The 19,838-nt window shown below is 40.7% G+C and carries 18 protein-coding genes, 1 riboswitch and 1 other annotated feature; of the genes, 17 read left to right on the top strand and 1 reads right to left on the bottom strand.

Features of this window, described 5'->3' with window-relative positions:
- Nucleotides 1-2: 2 nt before the first annotated feature.
- From topA to G413_RS10620, 13 genes are all read left to right on the top strand, one after another.
- A complete protein-coding gene (topA, locus tag G413_RS0101490; RefSeq protein WP_022789185.1) occupies nt 3-2,141 on the top strand; it encodes a type I DNA topoisomerase in 2,139 nt (712 codons plus the stop codon).
- Nucleotides 2,138-3,433: a methylenetetrahydrofolate--tRNA-(uracil(54)-C(5))-methyltransferase (FADH(2)-oxidizing) TrmFO gene (gene trmFO / locus G413_RS0101485; protein ID WP_022789184.1), complete on the top strand. Its 1,296-nt coding sequence runs from the start codon at nt 2,138-2,140 to the stop codon at nt 3,431-3,433. The genes topA and trmFO overlap by 4 nt, the downstream gene beginning before the upstream one ends.
- Complete coding sequence (gene xerA, locus G413_RS0101480) at nt 3,426-4,337, top strand: site-specific tyrosine recombinase/integron integrase (RefSeq protein WP_022789183.1); 912 nt, start codon at nt 3,426-3,428, stop codon at nt 4,335-4,337. The genes trmFO and xerA overlap by 8 nt, the downstream gene beginning before the upstream one ends.
- Before the next feature lie 153 nt (nt 4,338-4,490).
- Nucleotides 4,491-5,408 (top strand): 30S ribosomal protein S2, encoded by a 918-nt coding sequence (gene rpsB, locus G413_RS0101475; protein ID WP_027968975.1) that lies wholly within the window; start codon nt 4,491-4,493, stop codon nt 5,406-5,408.
- Between the two features lie 19 nt (nt 5,409-5,427).
- Nucleotides 5,428-6,318 carry a translation elongation factor Ts gene (gene tsf / locus G413_RS0101470; RefSeq protein ID WP_022789181.1) on the top strand — a complete coding sequence of 297 codons (891 nt, stop codon included), beginning with the start codon at nt 5,428-5,430 and terminating at the stop codon, nt 6,316-6,318.
- A 91-nt stretch (nt 6,319-6,409) separates the two neighbouring features.
- Nucleotides 6,410-6,620 (top strand) — a binding site (T-box leader).
- Nucleotides 6,621-6,732: 112 nt separating this feature from the next.
- A complete protein-coding gene (locus G413_RS0101465) occupies nt 6,733-7,971 on the top strand; it encodes an argininosuccinate synthase (RefSeq protein WP_022789180.1) in 1,239 nt (412 codons plus the stop codon).
- Nucleotides 7,971-9,359 carry an argininosuccinate lyase gene (argH, locus tag G413_RS0101460; RefSeq protein ID WP_022789179.1) on the top strand — a complete coding sequence of 463 codons (1,389 nt, stop codon included), beginning with the start codon at nt 7,971-7,973 and terminating at the stop codon, nt 9,357-9,359. The genes G413_RS0101465 and argH overlap by 1 nt, the downstream gene beginning before the upstream one ends.
- Complete coding sequence (gene argC / locus G413_RS0101455) at nt 9,352-10,257, top strand: N-acetyl-gamma-glutamyl-phosphate reductase (RefSeq protein WP_022789178.1); 906 nt, start codon at nt 9,352-9,354, stop codon at nt 10,255-10,257. The genes argH and argC overlap by 8 nt, the downstream gene beginning before the upstream one ends.
- Before the next feature lie 14 nt (nt 10,258-10,271).
- Complete coding sequence (gene argJ / locus G413_RS0101450) at nt 10,272-11,480, top strand: bifunctional glutamate N-acetyltransferase/amino-acid acetyltransferase ArgJ (RefSeq protein ID WP_022789177.1); 1,209 nt, start codon at nt 10,272-10,274, stop codon at nt 11,478-11,480.
- Nucleotides 11,477-12,337: an acetylglutamate kinase gene (gene argB, locus G413_RS0101445; protein WP_022789176.1), complete on the top strand. Its 861-nt coding sequence runs from the start codon at nt 11,477-11,479 to the stop codon at nt 12,335-12,337. Before argJ ends, argB begins: the two co-directional genes overlap by 4 nt.
- Before the next feature lie 9 nt (nt 12,338-12,346).
- Complete coding sequence (locus tag G413_RS0101440) at nt 12,347-13,528, top strand: aspartate aminotransferase family protein (RefSeq protein WP_022789175.1); 1,182 nt, start codon at nt 12,347-12,349, stop codon at nt 13,526-13,528.
- Nucleotides 13,525-14,439: an ornithine carbamoyltransferase gene (argF, locus tag G413_RS0101435; protein ID WP_022789174.1), complete on the top strand. Its 915-nt coding sequence runs from the start codon at nt 13,525-13,527 to the stop codon at nt 14,437-14,439. The genes G413_RS0101440 and argF overlap by 4 nt, the downstream gene beginning before the upstream one ends.
- On the top strand, nt 14,436-14,780 hold the full coding sequence (locus G413_RS10620) for a cupin domain-containing protein (protein ID WP_022789173.1): 345 nt from the start codon (nt 14,436-14,438) through the stop codon (nt 14,778-14,780). Before argF ends, G413_RS10620 begins: the two co-directional genes overlap by 4 nt.
- A 19-nt stretch (nt 14,781-14,799) precedes the next feature.
- Here G413_RS10620 and G413_RS0101425 read toward each other — a convergent pair whose 3' ends face one another.
- The gene (locus G413_RS0101425; RefSeq protein WP_022789172.1) at nt 14,800-15,888 is read right to left on the bottom strand and encodes a M20 metallopeptidase family protein; all 1,089 of its coding nucleotides are present in this window, start codon (nt 15,886-15,888) and stop codon (nt 14,800-14,802) included.
- A gap of 72 nt (nt 15,889-15,960) precedes the next feature.
- Nucleotides 15,961-16,125: riboswitch (Lysine riboswitch) on the top strand.
- 58 nt (nt 16,126-16,183) lie between these two features.
- Here G413_RS0101425 and lysA point away from each other — a divergent pair.
- Genes lysA through dapB form a run of 4 tightly spaced genes read left to right on the top strand, consistent with a single transcriptional unit; the run spans nt 16,184 to nt 19,835 of the window.
- Nucleotides 16,184-17,464: a diaminopimelate decarboxylase gene (lysA, locus tag G413_RS0101420; RefSeq protein ID WP_022789171.1), complete on the top strand. Its 1,281-nt coding sequence runs from the start codon at nt 16,184-16,186 to the stop codon at nt 17,462-17,464.
- Entirely contained in the window at nt 17,448-18,266 is an 819-nt protein-coding gene (gene dapF / locus G413_RS0101415) for a diaminopimelate epimerase (RefSeq protein ID WP_022789170.1), read from the top strand. The genes lysA and dapF overlap by 17 nt, the downstream gene beginning before the upstream one ends.
- Nucleotides 18,253-19,137, top strand: coding sequence for a 4-hydroxy-tetrahydrodipicolinate synthase (gene dapA, locus G413_RS0101410; protein ID WP_022789169.1), 885 nt, complete (start codon nt 18,253-18,255; stop codon nt 19,135-19,137). The genes dapF and dapA overlap by 14 nt, the downstream gene beginning before the upstream one ends.
- On the top strand, nt 19,128-19,835 hold the full coding sequence (gene dapB, locus G413_RS0101405) for a 4-hydroxy-tetrahydrodipicolinate reductase (protein WP_022789168.1): 708 nt from the start codon (nt 19,128-19,130) through the stop codon (nt 19,833-19,835). Before dapA ends, dapB begins: the two co-directional genes overlap by 10 nt.
- The last annotated feature ends 3 nt before the right edge of the window (nt 19,836-19,838 follow it).

Here is a 19,838-nt window from a genome sequence, read left to right as displayed (position 1 = left end):
ATATGGGGAAGAATTTAGTCATTGTGGAATCGCCTTCCAAATCGAAGACGATTGAAAAATATTTAGGTAAAGATTTTAAAGTAGTATCGAGCAAGGGACATATCTGTGACCTTGCGACATCTGGAAAAGAAGGACTTGGTATCGATGTAGATCATGACTTTGCACCAACTTATACGATCAGTAAAGATAAAAAAGATGTGGTAAAGGAATTGAAGGATCTCACGAAAAAAAGCGATTCTATCTATCTGGCAAGCGACCCGGACCGTGAAGGAGAAGCGATTGCTTGGCATTTGGCAAGGGTTTTGGATCTGGATATTGATACGACAAATCGTATCATCTTTCATGAAATCACTAAACCGGCCGTATTGGAAGCTATCAAAGAGCCAACACATATTGATATGGATCTAGTACATTCACAGGAAACTAGAAGAATGCTGGATCGAATCATCGGTTTTAAATTGAGCAAGCTTCTACAAAATAAGATCCAGTCAAAATCAGCTGGTCGTGTACAGTCGGTTGCGTTACATCTTATCGTTTTAAAGGAAAAGGAAATTCAGGCGTTTAAATCCGAAGAATACTGGAGCATTCATGCGACGTTAAAAAAGGGAAGACAATCGTTTGAAGCGCTTTTGAATAAAGTAGATGGAAAGAAGCCGAAGTTGAAAAATGAAGAACAGGCACAGGAAATCGTAGAACGATGCAAAGCTCCTTTCACGATTTCTTCTTTGACGACACGTTCTCGCAAAAAACAGGCACGTTTACCATTTACGACATCGACGATGCAGCAGGAAGCCAGTACTAAATTAGGCTTTGGTGCCCGTCGTACGATGAGCATTGCCCAAAAGCTGTATGAAGGGATCGATCTGGGCGGACAGATGGAAGGTTTGATTACGTATATGCGTAGTGATTCCACACGTTTGAGCGACCTGTTTGTCAAAGATGCGATGCAGCAGATCGAACAGGAATATGGCAAGGACTATGTGGGTAAGCTACATGCGAAAAACTCAAAAAATTCGCAGGATGCTCATGAAGCTATTCGTCCTACCAATGTGTTAAATACACCCCAACGGGTAAAGCCTTATCTGACAAGTGAACAATTCCGTTTATATGAGATGATCTATGCCCGTACCATGGCGTATTTGATGAGCGATGCGGTTTTTAGTGTGACCAATGTAAAATTAGACTGCAACGGTTGTGAATTCGCGGCATCCGGTTCGATCTTAACCTTTGATGGTTATTTAAAGGTCTATGATAAATATGAGAAACAAAAAGACGATCTTTTACCGGCTTTGACAAAGGAAGATGTCTTTGAGGATGTACCGGTGCAATCCAAACAGCACTTTACCGAACCACCGGCTCGCTATACCGAAGCAAAACTGATCAAGGAGCTGGAAGAAAAATCCATTGGTCGTCCAAGCACTTATGCGATGATCATCGATACGCTGCAGAAAAGAGGCTATGCTGAACTCAAGGCCGATCCAAACAAGACAACGAAGACAAAAGTTTTCTTTCCAAGTGAACAGGGAATGTTGACGGATGAAAAGCTACAGGAATATTTTAAAAGTGTGATCAATGTCGAATATACGGCCAATATGGAAAATACATTGGATGAAATTGCGGAAGGACAGATCGACCCGATTGCCTATATGCATACTTTTTATGATGAATTTGCGCCTTTAGTACAATCAGCGTATGATAAGATGCCTAAAAAAGAACTGGAGCGAGTGGGGCGTACCTGCCCGGAATGTGGTGGTGAACTTGTCTATCGTAACGGAAAATATGGCAAGTTTATTTCTTGTATCAATTTTCCAAAATGTCGCTATACAGAAAGTGAGCAGGATGAACAGACTACACCGGAAGGACAGGAAGAGAAATTCTGCCCGAACTGTGGAGCTAAGATGGTCATCAAAAAAGGTCGTTATGGACCTTTCTGGGCTTGTTCAAACTACCCGGAATGTAAAACAATCGTACCATTAAAGGAAAAGTCCAAACCGGAACCGACAGGAGAAAAATGTCCGGAGTGTGGTCATGATCTAGTAAAACGCAAATCGCGTTTTGGAACGACCTTTATCGGTTGTAGTAACTATCCAAAGTGCCGCTATATCAAAAAAGAAACAAAGAAAAAGGAAGAAAAGTCATGAAAGAAGTAACGATCATAGGTGCCGGATTAGCCGGTTGCGAAGCGGCCTGGCAATGTGCTAAAAGAGGCATACAGGTTCATTTGATCGAAATGCGACCTGCCAAGAAAAGTCCCGCATTTCATACAGGAAATTTTGCGGAGCTTGTCTGCTCTAATTCTCTTCGTTCCAATGCCTTAAATAATGCTGTGGGTATTTTAAAGGAAGAACTACGAATCTTAGATTCTTTGATTTTAAAGACAGCGGATGAAACCAGTGTTCCGGCCGGCAGTGCTTTAGCTGTTGATCGTACGCTTTTTTCAGAACAGATCACAAAAGTTCTCAAAGAGCATCCTAATGTTCGTGTAACCGAAAAGGAAGTGACCGAAATTCCGGATGGACCGGTCATCATTGCCACCGGCCCTTTGACAAGCGATGCCTTTGCGAAAAAAATTGACGAATATCTGGAAACAGAACCGATGCATTTTTATGATGCGGCAGCCCCGATCGTAGAAAAAGATTCCATTGATTTTTCAAAGGCTTATTTTAAATCGCGATATGATAAAGGAGAGGCCAGTTATATCAACTGTCCGATGAATGCAGAAGAATTTGATCGTTTTTATGAGGCGTTGATTCATGCGGAATGTGTAAAAATGCATGATTTTGAACTGAAAGTGTTCGAAGGCTGTATGCCAATTGAAGAAATGGCACGCCGCGGTAAGAAAACGATGCTGTTTGGTCCGTTAAAGCCGGTTGGATTGGAAAAGGATGAAAACCATCATCCTGTTGCGGTTGTACAGCTGCGTCAGGATAATGTGGCCGGTTCCTTATATAATATAGTAGGGTTTCAGACACATTTGACTTGGCCTGAACAGCGAAGAGTATTTTCTTTGATCCCGGGATTGGAGAATCTTCGTATTACTCGTTATGGTGTTATGCATCGAAATTCCTTCTTATGCGCACCAAGGGTTTTAAAGGAAACATATCAGTCCAAAAAGCGGGAAGATCTTTTCTTTGCCGGACAGCTGACCGGTGTGGAAGGCTATGTGGAATCTTGTGCCAGCGGTTTGATTGCAGGTATCAATATGGCTCGTTATCTGGAAGGAAAAGAACCGATTGTTTTTGGTAATACGTGTATCATGGGCAGTCAGGCTCATTATATTACACATTGTACACCAGAGCATTTTCAGCCGATGAATGCGAATTTTGGCATTGTAGAATTAAAAGAAAAATGTAAGAAGAATTTGCGAAAGGAAAAAATCTGCCAGCAGGCATTATCTCGCATCGAGCAGATCAAAGAGATGTTAGATGAATGAGCTGATTGATCGCTTTCTTCAATATATTTATCATCGTCATTCTCAATCTGAGAAGACCGTTGATGCCTATCGTAGAGATTTATTTCAATTTCGTGATTATTTGTTGAGTCAGGGAATTGAAAGTTTTGAGGAAGTTGATCGTTTGGTCTTTATGGAATTTTTAGCTTCCTGTCGAGAATTATCGGATGGAAGAGTAGCCAAAAACGCCACGATTGCCAGAAAATTAAGTACGTATCGATCTTTTTATCATTATTTAAACGAATATATCGGAATACAGACTAACCCTTTGGTTTCGATTCATTCTCCCAAGAATACAAGAAAGATTCCTGAGTTTTTGTTCCTGTCAGAAATCCAGTATTTTTTAGAAACGTATGATACAAGCAAACCGGTAAAGTGTCGCGATCAGATGTTGTTTACAGTGCTATATGCTTGTGGTCTTCGTGTACAGGAAATCGTAAATCTGACATGGGAGGATATTCATCTTCAGGAGCGTTTTATGCGTATTCGAGGAAAAGGTGATAAAGAGCGTCTGGTGCCTTTTTATAAAGATATGATTGAACAACTTCGTCATTACAAACTGTTTTTCTGGGAAAAGACGGCAAAACATACTGATGCGGTATTTGTGTCTCTTCGCGGAAAACCAATGACAACACGAGCCGTACAGATGTTGATGCGTCAACATGCCGAGGAAATAGGCATATCCAATAATCTGCATCCGCATATGTTTCGTCACAGCTTCGCCACACATTTACTGGATAACGGTGCTGACATCCGCATCGTGCAGGAATTGTTAGGGCATTCCAGTCTTTCAACGACTCAGATCTATACACATGTTTCAACGAAAAAACTGCAGAAAGAGTATGAAAAATCACACCCTTTGGCAAATCATTCAATAAAAGGGTAGTTTTCATGTAAATATATTGAATTTGCAAATTTGTCATGCTAATATAAATGAGCGTGCAAGCGCGAATACACACATCATGGATTCGAATGCCCGTGCAATTTATTGTTGCATTCGTTGGAAATGATGGAGGAGTAACGGAAAGGAAGGACTATTATGTCAATTGTATCAATGAAGAAATTGTTGGAGAATGGTGTACATTTCGGACATCAGACTCGCCGCTGGAATCCTAAGATGAAACCATACATCTACACCAGCCGTAACGGGGTTTATATCGTAGATTTAAACCAGACGATCGAACAGATCGAAGAAGCATATGCGAAATTAAAAGAAATCAGCGAAAATGGTGGAAAGGTTCTGTTTGTCGGAACAAAGAAACAGGCTGCTGACGTTATCGAAGAACAGGCTTTACGTTCTGGTTCTTTCTATGTAAACAAACGTTGGTTAGGTGGTTTATTAACAAACTTCCGTACAATTCAGAAACGTGTTAAACGTATGGTTGAAATCGAAGAAATGGAAGCCAGTGGAAAAATCGAAGTATATACGAAAAAAGAACAGGCAAATCTTCGTAAGGAAAAAGCTAAATTGGAAAGCAGTTTAGGTGGAATCAAAGAAATGAAAAAATTGCCAGATGCAGTATTCATTATCGATCCAAAGGAAGAACACAACGCTGTTGCTGAAGCTAAGAAATTAGGTATTCCGGTATTTGCAATGTTGGATACAAACTGTGATCCAGATGATGCAACATATCCAATTGCTTCTAACGATGATGCAGCTCGTTCTATCAAATTAGTTACTACAATCTTGGCAGATGCTATCGTAGATGCTAAAGGTGGCGTTTTAGAATTAGCTTACCTGGATAACACAGAAGATGATGTAACAATGGATGACGTTATCAAAAACGTTGAACAGCAGATTGCCGAAAACGAAAGACGTCGTCGTCAGCGTATTGAAGAAAAGAGAAAGAGAAACTTCGAAAGAAGAAATCGTCGTTTCAACAAACAGGCTCCTAAAGAAGAAGCTAAAGCAGAAGTAAAAGAAGAAGCACCGGCTGAACAGCCAGCTGCTGAATAATCAAACAGGAGGAAAAATCATGGCTATTACCGCAAGTCAAGTAAAAGAATTACGTGAAAAAACCGGCGCAGGAATGATGGACTGTAAAAAAGCCCTGACTGAATGCGATGGAGATATGGCTAAAGCTGTTGACTGGCTGCGTGAAAAAGGTATGTCTAAGGCTGAAAAGAAAGCCGGACGTATCGCAGCAGAAGGTTTGACTCGTGTAGCTGCACAGGGAAACCATGCGGTTATTTTCGAAGTCAACTCTGAAACAGACTTTGTTGCCAAGAATGAACAGTTCTTGCATGTATTGGATGTATTACAGGCAAGCTTATTAGAAACAAAACCTGCTTCTTTAGAAGAAGCGTTAAAGGTATCTACACCAGAAGGTACTGTAGAAGAAGTGATCACAAACGCTACTGCTACGATCGGTGAAAAGATTTCTTTCCGTCGTATCGATGTTGTAGAAAAGAAAGATGATGAAATTTTCGGTACTTACATGCACATGGGTGGAAAGATTTCTGCCGTTGTTGTATTGAAGGGTACACAGGATGCACAGATCGCAAAGAACATTGCTATGCAGGTTGCTTCTATGTCTCCGGTTTATGTAAGTCAGTCTGAAATTCCTTCAGATGTTGTAGAACATGAACGTGAATTACAGATGCAGATGATGCAGAACGATTCTAAGATGGCTGGTAAACCTGAAAAAGTATTACAGGGTATCTTAAAAGGAAAAGTTGACAAACACTTTAAAGATCTTTGCTTGAATGATCAGGAATACTTCTTGGAACCAAAACAAAAAGTATCTCAGTTCTTGAAAGAAAACGGAGCTGAAGCTGTATGCTTCGTACGTTATCAGGCTGGTGAAGGTATCGAAAAGAAAGAAGAAAACTTCGCTGAAGAAGTTATGTCACAGATTAAGGGCTAATTAAATTAGCTCTTTTTTTATGAAATGAAAATATGATGTAAGAAACTGAAAATTTTTCTTGAAAATTACTTTCAAAAATGTATAATAATGTACATAAGTTGTGAAGAGAAGGAGTACAGAGACTTTTATTTCAAGAGAATTGGCGGATGGTGCAAGCCATAAAGAGAAGCTCTGGAACGTGTCTTGGAACTTCTATGTCGAAACATTATAGTGAGGCATAGACGCGATCCGCGTTAACGATAAGGTGTCATTTACATAGCGTAGATGGAAATAAGGTGGTACCGCGTATTCACGTCCTTTGAAGAAAAGGACGTTTTTTTTTATAGATGGGAGTGAGAACGATGTCTGAAAAAGTCCGACGATGTGGGTGTCGTTTATATAGCTTGAATGAATTTAAAGATGGAGGAGAATAACATGGAAAAGAAAAAATACAACAAAATTGTTTTAGCATATTCAGGAGGATTAGATACATCGGTATTGATTCCCTGGTTAAAAGAAAATTATGGAGCTGAAATCATTGCAGTCAGCGGAAATGTAGGACAAGGTACAGAATTAGATGGTTTGGAAGAAAAAGCTTTAAAAACCGGAGCCAGTAAGTTATACATTGAAGATTTAACGGATGAATTTGTGAATGATTATGTGATTCCAACGATGCAGGCAGGTGCTACATATGAACAATATTTACTTGGAACCAGCTTTGCCCGTCCGATCATTGCGAAAAGAATTGTAGAGATTGCGAAAAAAGAAGGGGCGGATGCGATCTGTCATGGCTGTACCGGAAAAGGAAACGACCAGGTACGTTTTGAACTGGCTATTCAGGCTTTTGCACCGGAAATTGATATCATTGCGCCATGGCGGTTCTGGGAATTGAATTCTCGTGAAAAGGAAATCGCTTATGCCGAAGCACACAATATTCCGTTAAAGATCAATAAAGAAACCAACTATTCCAAAGATAAGAACTTATGGCATTTAAGTCATGAAGGTTTGGATCTGGAAGATCCGGCCAATGAAGCACCGATCAATAAACCTGGTTTCCTGGAAATGAGCGTTTCTCCGGAACAGGCACCGGATGTGCCAACAAATGTAACGATCCACTTTGAAAAGGGGGTACCTACTTCAGTTGATGGTGTAGAAATGACACCAACACAGATCATTGAGAAATTAAATGAGGTTGGCGGTGCCAATGGTTGTGGAATTTTAGATATCGTTGAAAATAGACTGGTTGGTATGAAGAGTCGTGGTGTTTATGAAACACCGGGCGGTACGGTACTGTATAAAGCTCATGAAAAACTGGAAGAAATCACACTGGATAAAGAAACACAGCACTATAAACAATCGCTGGCTTTAAAGTTTGCCGATCTGGTTTATAACGGACAATGGTACACACCGCTTAGAAAAGCGATGACAGCTTTTGTGACCAGTACACAGGAAACCGTGACCGGGGATGTGACTTTAAAATTATATAAAGGAAATATCATTCCGGTTTCTGTAACAAGTCCATATTCTTTATACAGTGCCGGTATGGCCACTTTTGATGAAGATGATTGCTATGACCAGAGTGATTCTGCCGGATTCATTCATCTGTTTGGTTTGCCGTTGAAGGTAAGAGCCTTGAAGGCAAAAGAAGTTGAAGATTTTCCGGGAGTGGAATAATGAGTAAGCTTTGGACTGGACGTTTTTCAAAAGAGACGGATGCGCTGTTAGATCAATTAAACGCATCCCTTCCTTTTGATAAAAGATTATACAGACAAGATATTCAAGGCTCTATGGCACATTCCAAAATGCTTGGCAAACAAGGAATTATTTCTTTTGAAGATCAAGCATCGATTCAATCGGGGTTAGAATCCATCTTAAAGGATATTGAATCCGGTATGCTTGTTATCTGTAATGCAGAAGACATTCATTCGTTTGTCGAACAGGAGCTGACCAAACGAATCGGTGATGCCGGAAAACGATTACATACCGCAAGATCGAGAAATGATCAAGTTGCTTTAGATTTGAAGCTGTTTACCAAAGAGCAGGTTACTATTTTATCCGATTTGATCTTATCGATGTTGCAGGCTTTCTGTACAAAATCCAAAGAGCATTTAACGACCGTAATGCCGGGTTATACGCATCTGCAAAGAGCACAACCAGTGACCGTGGCGCATGTGTGGATGGCCTATGCCAATATGTTAAAAAGAGATCATAAGCGATTGATGAATGCTTTAGAGTTGATGGATGAGATGCCGCTTGGATCTGGTGCTTTAGCTGGAACAACGTATCCGATCGATCGAGACTATACTTGTGCGCTGTTAGGATTTCGGTGTCCGACAGATAACTCGATGGATGGTGTCAGTGACCGAGATTATTGTATGGAGATCGGCAATGTCTGTTCGATCTTGATGATGCACCTTTCCAGAATGTGTGAAGAGATGATCTTATGGTGTTCCGGTGAATTTGGCTTTATGGAGCTCGATGATGCCTTTTCAACAGGTTCCAGTATCATGCCGCAAAAGAAGAATCCGGATGTATGTGAATTGATCCGCGGTAAAACCGGGCGTGTCTATGGAGATCTGATGACACTTTTGACTATGCAGAAAGGATTGTCACTTGCCTACAATAAAGATATGCAGGAGGATAAAGAAGCTTTCTTTGATATCCTGGATACCACGATTCACTCGATGCAGGTCATGATTCCAATGTTTGAGACGGCTGTTATTCACAAGGAAAAAATGCATCAGGCGGCCTTGGGTGGCTTTATCAATGCGACCGATTGTGCCGATTATCTCACAAAAAAAGGTATGCCATTTCGAGATGCGTATAAGTGTGTAGGACAACTGGTTGCCTATTGTATTGAAAACAAAAAAGCGTTAAACGATTTAACACTTACAGAGTTTCAAAAATATTCCGCACTTTTTAGTGAAGATGTTTATACGGCCATTGATCTGCAGACTTGTCTGGCACAGCGAAAGAGCCTAGGTGGCCCGGCACCGGAAGAGGTTAGTCGCCAGATTAAAAAGATCGAAGAATTTTTGAGTGAGAGTGGTTTTCATGAATAAGCCGAAGATTTATATCGATGGACAGGCCGGTACGACCGGTCTGGAAATCGTAAAGCGCTTATCAAATCGAGAAGATATTGAACTTTTAAAAATACCGGACGATAAAAGACATGATGATGTCGTACGAAAAGAATATATGAAAGAAGCAGACCTGGTGTTTTTATGCTTGCCGGATGCTGCCAGTATCGAAGCAATTAAGCTCATTGACGATAAAACAAAAGTCATTGATGCTTCCACGGCGCATCGAACCAATCCGGATTGGGTCTATGGCTTTTCGGAATTATCAAATCAACAGAAACAAAAGATCAAGTCAAGTTATCGAGTGGCTAATCCCGGATGTCACGCAACAGGCTTTATCAGCATAGTCTATCCTTTGATGAAACATCAGTTCATTCAAAAGGATACATTGCTATCGTGCACATCTTTGACCGGATATTCAGGTGGTGGGAAGTCGATGATTGCTCAATACGAGACGGAGAAAACATCGGATCTATATGCTCCCAGACTCTATGGTCTTTCTTTACAGCACAAGCATTTAAAGGAAATGAAACAAATCTGTCATTTAGAAAAAACACCTTTATTTTGTCCGGTCGTCGATGATTATTATCGAGGCATGTTGACAACGATCATGATCGAGGGCAATAAAGAAGAAATTGTTCAACTGTATCAAGATTTTTATCAAGATACTTTTATCGAAGTGACAAAGGATGAAGAAACGTATCTTTCGGCTAATTTATATGCCCAAAAAGATAACTTGAAGATTTGTATTCATGGTAATGATCAACAAGTGATGATCAGTGCTTTGTTTGATAATTTAGGTAAAGGGGCCAGTGGAGCCGCCATTCAGAATATGAATTTAATGTTAGGATTGGAAGAATATAAAGGATTATCTTACTAGGAAGGAGCATCGAAATGGAATTGATACAAGGAGGCGTTTGTGCTTCAAAAGGTTTTTTGGCAGGAGCGGTGCATTGTGGTGTGCGTAAATCACAGTCCAAGTTAGATCTTGCGGTGATCTATTCGAAAAAGCCTTGTGCGGCAGCTGCCGTCTATACGACCAATCAAGTTAAGGCCGATTGTTTGAAGTTGACCAAAGAACATTTATCAAACGGTAAAGCACAGGCTATTATCTGTAATTCAGGGAATGCGAATGCATGTGCTCCTTTTGGAAAAGAAAATGCCTTAAAGGAAGCTGTTGCCTGTGCCAAATTAACACAGTTAGATACCGAGGATGTCATTGTCGCCAGTACCGGTGTAATTGGGCAAACCTTACCGATCGAAGCTATCGAACAAGGTGCCATGCAGATTGAGCTTAAAGAAAATAATTCATTGGAAGCAGCGCAGGCCATCATGACAACAGACACTAAAACAAAAAGCTGTGCAGTTTCTTTTGAATTGGACGGAATTCGTGTTCATTTAGGTGGAATCTGCAAAGGGTCTGGCATGATTCATCCAAATATGGGAACGATGCTAGCTTTTATTACCAGTGATGTGGATATCGAATCTTCTTTGTTGGAAAAAGCGTTACAGGAAATTACTAAGAAGACTTTTAATCGAATCAGTGTAGATGGAGATACTTCCACCAATGATATGTGTGTGGTTTTGGCTAATGGCATGGCCAAAAACAAACTAATTCAAACGGAAGGCGAAGCCTATGATACGTTAAAAAAAGCGTTACATACGGTCATGGAGAATCTAGCGATACAAATTGCCAGTGATGGAGAAGGTGCCAGTCGCTTGTTGAGCGTGACCGTGTATGATGCACAAAGCGAAAAACAGGCTGAAAAGCTTGCCAAATCTGTTGCCTCCAGTACATTATTTAAAGCGGCGATGTTTGGCAGTGATGCCAACTGGGGTCGTGTTCTTTGTGCCATGGGGTATTCCCAGGCAGCCTTTGATCCGGAAATCGTGGATGTGACATTTGCCTCAAAATTTGGCAAGATTCAAGTATGCCAGAGTGGTAAAGCCCTGGATTTTGATGAAGAACAAGCCAAAAAAATTCTCCAGACAGATTCCGTTCAAGTTTTGATCGATCTGCATCAAGGGGATGAGGTTGTTACGTGCTGGGGTTGTGATCTGACGTATGATTATGTAAAGATAAATGGAGATTATAGAACATGAAACCAGAAACACAAGCACAAGTTTTGGTAGAGGCCTTGCCTTATATCCAAAAATATAGAGGAAAAACGATCGTTATTAAATATGGCGGAAATGCGATGATCGATGAAGCGCTGAAAATGGCGGTCATTCAGGATGTCGTGTTATTAAACATGGTCGGTGTCCATGTGGTTTTGGTTCATGGTGGAGGACCGGAAATTTCCAATTTATTGGAAAAAGTCGGTAAAGAAACACAATTTATCAATGGCCTTCGCTATACCGATGCGGAAACAATGGAATTTGTACAGATGGCCTTATGTGGAAAAGTCAATAAAGATTTAGTCTCCCTTTTAGAAAAAGCCGGCGGAAAAGCGGTCGGTCTTTCCGGATTGGATGCTTCCATCTTTAAAGCTTTACGTCATACCGATATTTATCGTACGGATTATGGATATGTAGGCGATATCATCAAAGTAGATGCTTCTTTAGTGCAGGAGTTACTTGATAAAGGCTATATTCCGGTTTTAAGCAGTATTGCTTCCGGCTATGATGAGGACGTAAGCTACAATATCAATGCCGATCTGGCAGCAGAAAAAATTGCCATTGCCTTAAAGGCTGAGAAGTTTATCCTGCTGACTAATGTTAGTGGTGTCATGGAGGATATAGAAGATCCGGAGAGCCTGATTCCTTCGATTCAAGTTTCAAAGGTACGATCCCTGGAAAAAGAAGGTATTATTTCCGGAGGGATGATTCCTAAAGTACAGTGTTGTGTTGAGGCAGTACGTCAGGGAATTCATTCTGCCAATATACAAGACGGACGCATCCCACATTCGATCCTCATTGAGTTATTTAGTGATCAAGGTGTGGGTACGATGTTCTATTAGGAGGCCATCATGAATTTAGAAGAGATAAAAACATTGGAAAAACAATATGTGATGCAGACCTATGCGCGCAATGACTTATTTTTGGTCAATGGGCAAGGATGTATGTTATATGATGATAAAGGAAACAGCTACATCGATATGACATCCGGTATAGGTGTTAATTGCCTTGGACATAATCATCCGGCATTGGTAGAAGCCTTACACGATCAAAGTCAAAAGCTGATGCACACTTCCAATCTGTATTACACCGAACCGATGGTGCAGGTAGCTAAAGAGTTAGTAGAATCAACTGGTATGTCAAAAGTGTTTTTTGCCAATTCAGGCGCTGAAGCTAATGAAGGTGTTATTAAGCTGGCACGTAAATACTCCAGTGATCGCTATGGGCAACATCGATATAAAGTATTAAGTCTGGTACAGTCTTTTCATGGAAGAACGATGATGACGTTGACGGCAACCGGTCAGGATAAATTTCATCAGTATTTTTATCCGTTTCCAGATGGATTTGAATATGTCATTGCCAATGATATTGAAGATTTCAAACAAAAGCTGGATGATTCCGTATGCCTTGTCTTGATGGAAATGATTCAGGGAGAAGGCGGTGTATTGCCACTTGATAAAACATTCGTACAGGAAGTCACAAAACTTTGTCATCAAAAGGATGTGCTGGTAGCGGTTGATGAAGTACAAACCGGAATCGGTCGAACCGGAAGCTTATTCTGTTATCAACAATATGAAATTCAACCGGACATTGTTTCGATGGCTAAAGGCTTAGGTGGCGGTCTTCCGATTGGGGGCATCATGACCAATGAAAAATGTTCAACTGTTTTACAGGCCGGTATGCATGGTTCAACATTTGGTGGGAATTTAATGAGCACAAGAGCAGCCATGACGGTTTTATCGATCATTAACCAAAAGGAATTTTTGGAAAGCGTGAAAGAAAAAGGAAAGTATTTCATGGATGCCCTACAAAATATACAAAGCCAGGATATTTTAGAGGTGCGCGGTATGGGACTGATGATCGGGGTAGTCGTGGACGAAAAGAAACGAGCCGGTTTTGTCAAAAAACTTCAGGAGAAGGGTGTACTTGTCTTAACAGCAGGATCACAGGCCATTCGTCTTTTGCCACCTTTGATCATTTCTAAAGAAGAACTGGATCAGGTGATTCAGGCATTTCAGGAGGTATTTTCATGAAACATTTACTTACAATGCAAGATTTGAACAAAGAAGAGATCCTTCAGATTTTGGATTTGGCCGATCAGTTAAAATATGAAAGAAAACATCAGATTCCACATCGGCATCTGGAAGGCAAAAGCGTAGGTCTGATTTTTCAAAAATCAAGTACCCGGACCCGCGTTTCTTTTGAAACCGGTATTTATCAGTTGGGTGGACAGCCTTTGTTTTTGTCAAGTCGTGATTTACAGATCGGACGAGGAGAGCCGGTGCAAGATACGGCCCGTGTTCTTTCCCGGTATTTGGATATGATCATGATTCGAACCTTTGACCAAAAAGAAGTAGAAGATCTGGCAAAATATGGAAGCATCCCTGTCATCAATGGCTTGACTGATTACAGCCATCCTTGCCAGGTACTGGCTGATCTCATGACGATTCGTGAGCGCTATGGAATACTGGAAGGATTAAAAATGTGTTATATTGGTGATGGCGATAATATGGCGAATTCTTTGATCGTCGGAGGTTTGCTTGTTGGTATGCAGGTCAGTGTGGCAACACCGGTTGATTATAAACCGGATGCCAAAGTGATGGATTTTGCCAAAGACTATGCGACATTTAGCTGGACATCCGAGCCTAAAGAAGCCATCAAAGATGCGGATGTTGTGATTACCGATACCTGGGCCAGCATGGGAATGGAAGAAGAAAAGGAAATTCGCCAAAAGGCGTTTCAGGGCTATACGGTTGATGATGATTTAATGGCATTGGCCAAGCCACAAGCCATGGTTCAACATTGTTTGCCGGCTTATCGTGGTCAGGAAATCACAGAAAAAGTCTTTGAGGATCATGCCGATGAAATCTTTGAAGAAGCCGAAAATCGCTTACATGCACAAAAGGCCGTCATGGTCTTATTGATGAAGGGAGAAAAAGCTTGAAGTTAACACCAGAAGATCGAACGAATGTTCAAAACGGGAATGGTACGGTTCATTTTGAACACATTCTAACCAGTGAAGAAATGAAAGGTATGAACAAGATGTATTCCCAGGTTACATTAAAGCCTGGATGCTCCATCGGATATCATACCCATATCGGAAATGGTGAGGATTATTATATCCTTAAAGGGAAAGCGCTTGTCAACGATAATCAGGAAAGAGAAGTAACGCTTTTACCGGGTGAACATTTATATTGTCCGGATGGGAAGGGACATTCTATTTCGAATCCGGGAAGTGAAGATCTAGTCTTTATGGCATTGATCATTAATTCAAAACCACAATAAAAGAGCACGATGTGCTCTTTTATGCGTTTTTGGCAATTTGAATATATGCCTGGATCCCCTGCAATAAGATTTCTTCATCAAAATCAAAATGTGAATTGTGAAGGGGAATATTTGTTCCTGTGCCTAAAAAGAAGAAGACGCCCGGTACATATTGTTGATACCAGCTGAAGTCCTCGGAAATCATTTCATGAGTATCTAAAATCGATAGAGAATCCAGAATCGTATGTACCTTTCGTACAAGCTTTTTATCATTGAATACGACAGGATAGCCCTCACTGATGGAAAACTCGAATCTAGCTTCTTGATACGCTTTTGCACAACTATATAGCTGTTCCTTAAGATATTGGTAGATATCCTCATCTAAGGAGCGCATCGTACCTTCTAAATGACAATGATCACTGACTACATTTCGTACTGTTCCGCTTTCTATTCTTCCAAAGCGAAGTAATCGGGCATACTTTGGATCAATCTGGGATTCCATTTGATAGAGGTCTAGAAGATAACGGGCACCGATTTCCAGAGCGTCGATTCCTTCTTTATATTTGGCCGCATGACTGGTCTTTCCGAAAATATCGATGTTTACCTCACTGCTTCTTGCCATCATAGGCCCCGGGATCGTGGCAATCTGACCGGCAGGAAGAAAGGGCCAAAGGTGTGTGCCATAGATTTCTTTGACTTTATATTTTTCTAAGATACCTTGTTGACACAAAAGCTTGGCACCGCCGGGTGATTCTTCTCCGGGTTGAAAGATCAACAGTACATTACAGGAAAGCTCTTTATAAAAGGTATTGAGTTCCTGGGCAAATCCCAGCAACAAGGCCATATGGCCATCATGTCCACAGGCATGCATACATCCTTCATGTCCGCTTTTAAAAGGAACCTCTGTCATCTCTTTAACAGGAAGAGCATCCATATCACTGCGAAATGCAATCGTAGTTGGCTTTTGGTTGTCAAAATAGGCTACAACAGCACTTTCAATCGGTGATTCGATCTGGCAATCCAGCCCATCTAAAGCTTGCAGGATATATTGCTTGGTCTTGGGTAGTACAAGTTCTAACTCAGGAATCTGATGAAGATCCCTTCTATACTTTCTCACTTTTTCTAACATAGAGTTATTCTATCGAAAAATTTGTAAATTTTCAAAAACTATTTACATTTTCTTTCATCTTTTGTATAATTCTTTCATGATAGAGGCGCAAAGACGATGAAAAAATGGAAAGCCGGCGGGCATTTGATCCATTTTGGGGGCAACTTTGCCGAACTGTTTTTTCAGGCATGAACAAACGGTGGGCCGATAAAGAATATTTATCGGACTGTCTACGGATGTAGGAGGGCTATCGCACGATTTTGATCGTACCGACAGGATAGTCTATCCTGTCTTTTTTTCATAGGAGGGCTTGAGTATGGATGCCGTTTTAAAGATTGGCGGAGTTCCGGTTACCGAATTAAAAGAAAGATATGGAACACCGCTCTATGTATATGATGAAGAAAAACTGCTTCATCAATGCAGGCAATATAGTCAATATTTTAGCTGCGATGCCTTTGATACCGAAGTGCTTTATGCGTCCAAGGCATTTAGCTGTATAGAAATGCTTCGTCTAGTTAAAAATCAGGGACTCAGTGTTGATGTTGTGTCAATGGGAGAGCTGTTTACCGCATTAAAAGCCGGTATATCACCTGATCGCATCTATTTTCATGGCAACAATAAGACTTTGGAAGAGATTCAATATGCGCTGGATAATCATGTTCAAACGTTTATTGTCGACAATTTACAAGAAGCGTATTTATTGGTGGAAGAGATGAAAACAAGAGATTATGTTCTGCATGTTTTATTACGAATCAATCCTTGTATTGAAGCCCATACGCATGCTTATATTCAAACGGCCAATATAGATTCCAAATTTGGCATTCATTTAGAATCGATATCGCAAATTGTAGATCTGATCCAAACACTGAAACAATCGAATCATATTGTCTTTGATGGATTTCATGCACATATTGGATCGCAAATCTTTGAAAAAGAAGCTTTTGTCAAAGAAATCGAAACGATGTTTTCTTTAATCGATACAATGCAGAAAAAGGGCATTTTATGTAATACTTTGAATTTAGGTGGTGGCTTTGCCGTGCATTATACCAATGAAGATCAACCGATTCCGATTTCCGTTTTCAGTTCTGTGATTTTGGAAACCTGTCAGAAGATGCAGGAATTGTATCATACAAACATTCAGAAAATCTTAATCGAACCGGGACGAAGTATCGTTGCCGAAGCGGGATCGACTTTATATACGGTAGGCTTTATTAAAAAGACACCGCATAAAAAATATGTATTTGTAGATGGCGGTATGTCTGATAATATTCGTCCCAGCTTGTATCAGGCAAAGTATGAGGCGGATATCGTCAATCATATGGATCAAAAGAAAACCGAAATCGTTTGTGTAGCCGGGAAGTGTTGTGAATCAGGCGATATCTTGATCGATTCTATTGCCTTGTCGCCCTGTGACAGTGGTGATCTTTTGATGGTCTATTCGACCGGTGCTTATGGTTTCAGCATGTTTAATAACTATAATCGAAATTTACGTCCGGCCGTTGTTTTTGTCAAAGAAGGGAACAGTCGCTTGGTCGTAAAACGAGAAACGCTGCAAGAGCTTGTGAGAGGGGATGTGTGTGATGAAGATCCCGTTTAGAAAATATCATGGATGTGGAAATGATTTTATTATCGTACAGGAAGAAGAAATTTATCCGGAGCTGTTACAAGATTTGATCGTACAAAGCTGTGATCGACATACGGGGATCGGCGCTGATGGATTTATCGTTGTCCGAAAAGAACCGCTGGAGATGCTTTATTATAACCAGGATGGATCCCGAGCACCGATGTGTGGAAACGGGATACGTTGTTTTTCACAGTTTTGTATTGATGAAGGCATCATCCATAAAAAAGAGTTTGTGGTAAAAACATTGGCCGGTGATAAGATCATTCGCGTTTTAGATGATCAGACCTTTCAGGTCAATATGTCCAAGCCCGAGTTTGAAGATTTAAGCCTTACTGGTACTTCGAAAAGAATTTGGAATGATTTGTACATCATTGAAGATCGGCACTACCGACTGCATACATTTTTTCAAAGTACAATCCATACGGTTGTCTTTGTCGATGAATTGAATGAAGAGTGGATGCGAAAGGATGGAAAGATCATTTGTGAAGATCCGATGTTTTCATTACAAACCAATGTTAATTTTGTCCAATGTATCGATCCAACCCATATACAGATGCAGACCTATGAGCGAGGATGCGGCATGACGTTAGCGTGTGGAACAGGGGCCTGCGCCAGTGTGGTCTGTGCTTATCAATTAGGCAAATGTAAAGATACCGTGGAAGTTCTGCTTCCAAAAGGACATTTAAAAATTCATATTGATACACACGGGGATGTATATATGACAGGAAATGCACAGTGCATTGCGAAAGGAGAATATGTCTATGAAACCAATTAAGGGTAGTATCGTGGCGATGGTTACACCGTTTAAAGAAGATGAAAGCGTTGATTTTGAACGATTGGAACAGACAATCGAATATCAGATCAAAAATGGTACGGATGGCATTCTGGTCTTGGGTACGACCGGAGAAAGTACGACTATGACGCATGAAGAAGATGATGAGGTGGCGCGTTTTACCATTGAGAAGGTCAACGGAAGAATTCCGGTCATCGTGGGAGCCGGTTCCAACAGCACACAGACACAATTAGAAAAGAGTATCAAATATTCAAAGATGGGAGCCGATGCTTTATTGTTGATTTCTCCCTACTACAACAAGGCAAACACACAAGGAATGATTCGACATTTTACGGTTTGTGCGGATGCAGTCGATTGTCCGGTCATCCTCTATAATATTCCGGGAAGAACCGGTTGTTCGATTTCCGAAGAAGTTGTCAAAGTATTAAGCAAGCATCCAAATATTTGCGGAATTAAAGAAGCCAGTGGAAATATTTCTTATGCGACTTCAATAGCTCGTTATCTAAGTGATGATTTTGCGATGTATTCCGGCAATGACGATATGATCACAAGCTTACTATCTATTGGTGCCAGTGGAGTCATCAGTGTTTTAAGTAACATTTTGCCTAAACAGACACATGATATGGTTTCTTTGTTTCATGAAGGAAAAGTCAAAGAAAGTCTGCAGCTGCAGTTAAAGTATTTGGATGTCATTCATGCCTTATTCTGTGAAGTCAATCCGATTCCGGTCAAAGAGGCGATGCGTTTGATGGACATGTCGGTGGGTGGCTATCGTTTGCCGCTTTGTGAAATGGCACCGGAAAATCAGAAACGATTACACAAGGCACTTAAGGAGGCTGGTTTATGCGAGTAGCCATCATTGGAAAAGGAAAGATGGGAACTTTATTGGAACAAACAGCTCAAGCCAAAGGAATGCAGGTAGTTGGTCTCTTTGATATTACCGATAAAGAAAAACTATTAAACCAAACGGTCGATCTGGTGATTGATTTCAGTCACCGTGATAATTTAGATTGGGTCATTGACTATGTACAAAAAACACATGCTGCCCTGGTTTATGGTACGACTGGTTTAAACGATGAAGATAAAGAAAAACTAAAAGCAACATCCAAACAAAATGCGGTTTTCTACTCTGCCAATTATTCCATTGGGATTGCGGTTTTGACCAAGGTAATCAAAGAAATCACACCACTTTTGGAAACCGATTTTGATATGGAGATTATTGAAAAACATCACAATCAAAAAAAAGATGCACCAAGTGGAACAGCCTTACAGCTTTTAGAGGCAATCGATCCACAAAATGCTTATACACATCAGTTTGGCCGCGTCGGGATGGTTGGTGCCCGTCAAAAAGAAATTGGTATTCATGCGGTTCGTGGAGGAACCTTAGCCGGTGAACACTCTGTATTGTATCTAGGGCAGGATGAAGTGTTGGAGTTTACTCATCAGGCGACCAGCCGTCAGATTTTTGTCAATGGGGCTATCAAAGCAGCTATGTATGTATCAGGTAAAAAAGCGGGCTGGTACACGATGGAAGATATGATGAAAGGATAGAAA

It is taken from the genome of Faecalicoccus pleomorphus DSM 20574 (assembly GCF_000420345.1).
GTDB lineage: Bacteria > Bacillota_I > Bacilli_A > Erysipelotrichales > Erysipelotrichaceae > Faecalicoccus > Faecalicoccus pleomorphus.
The sequence above is the reverse complement of the archived record's forward strand: the minus strand, read 5'-3'. Positions and strand labels throughout refer to the sequence as shown.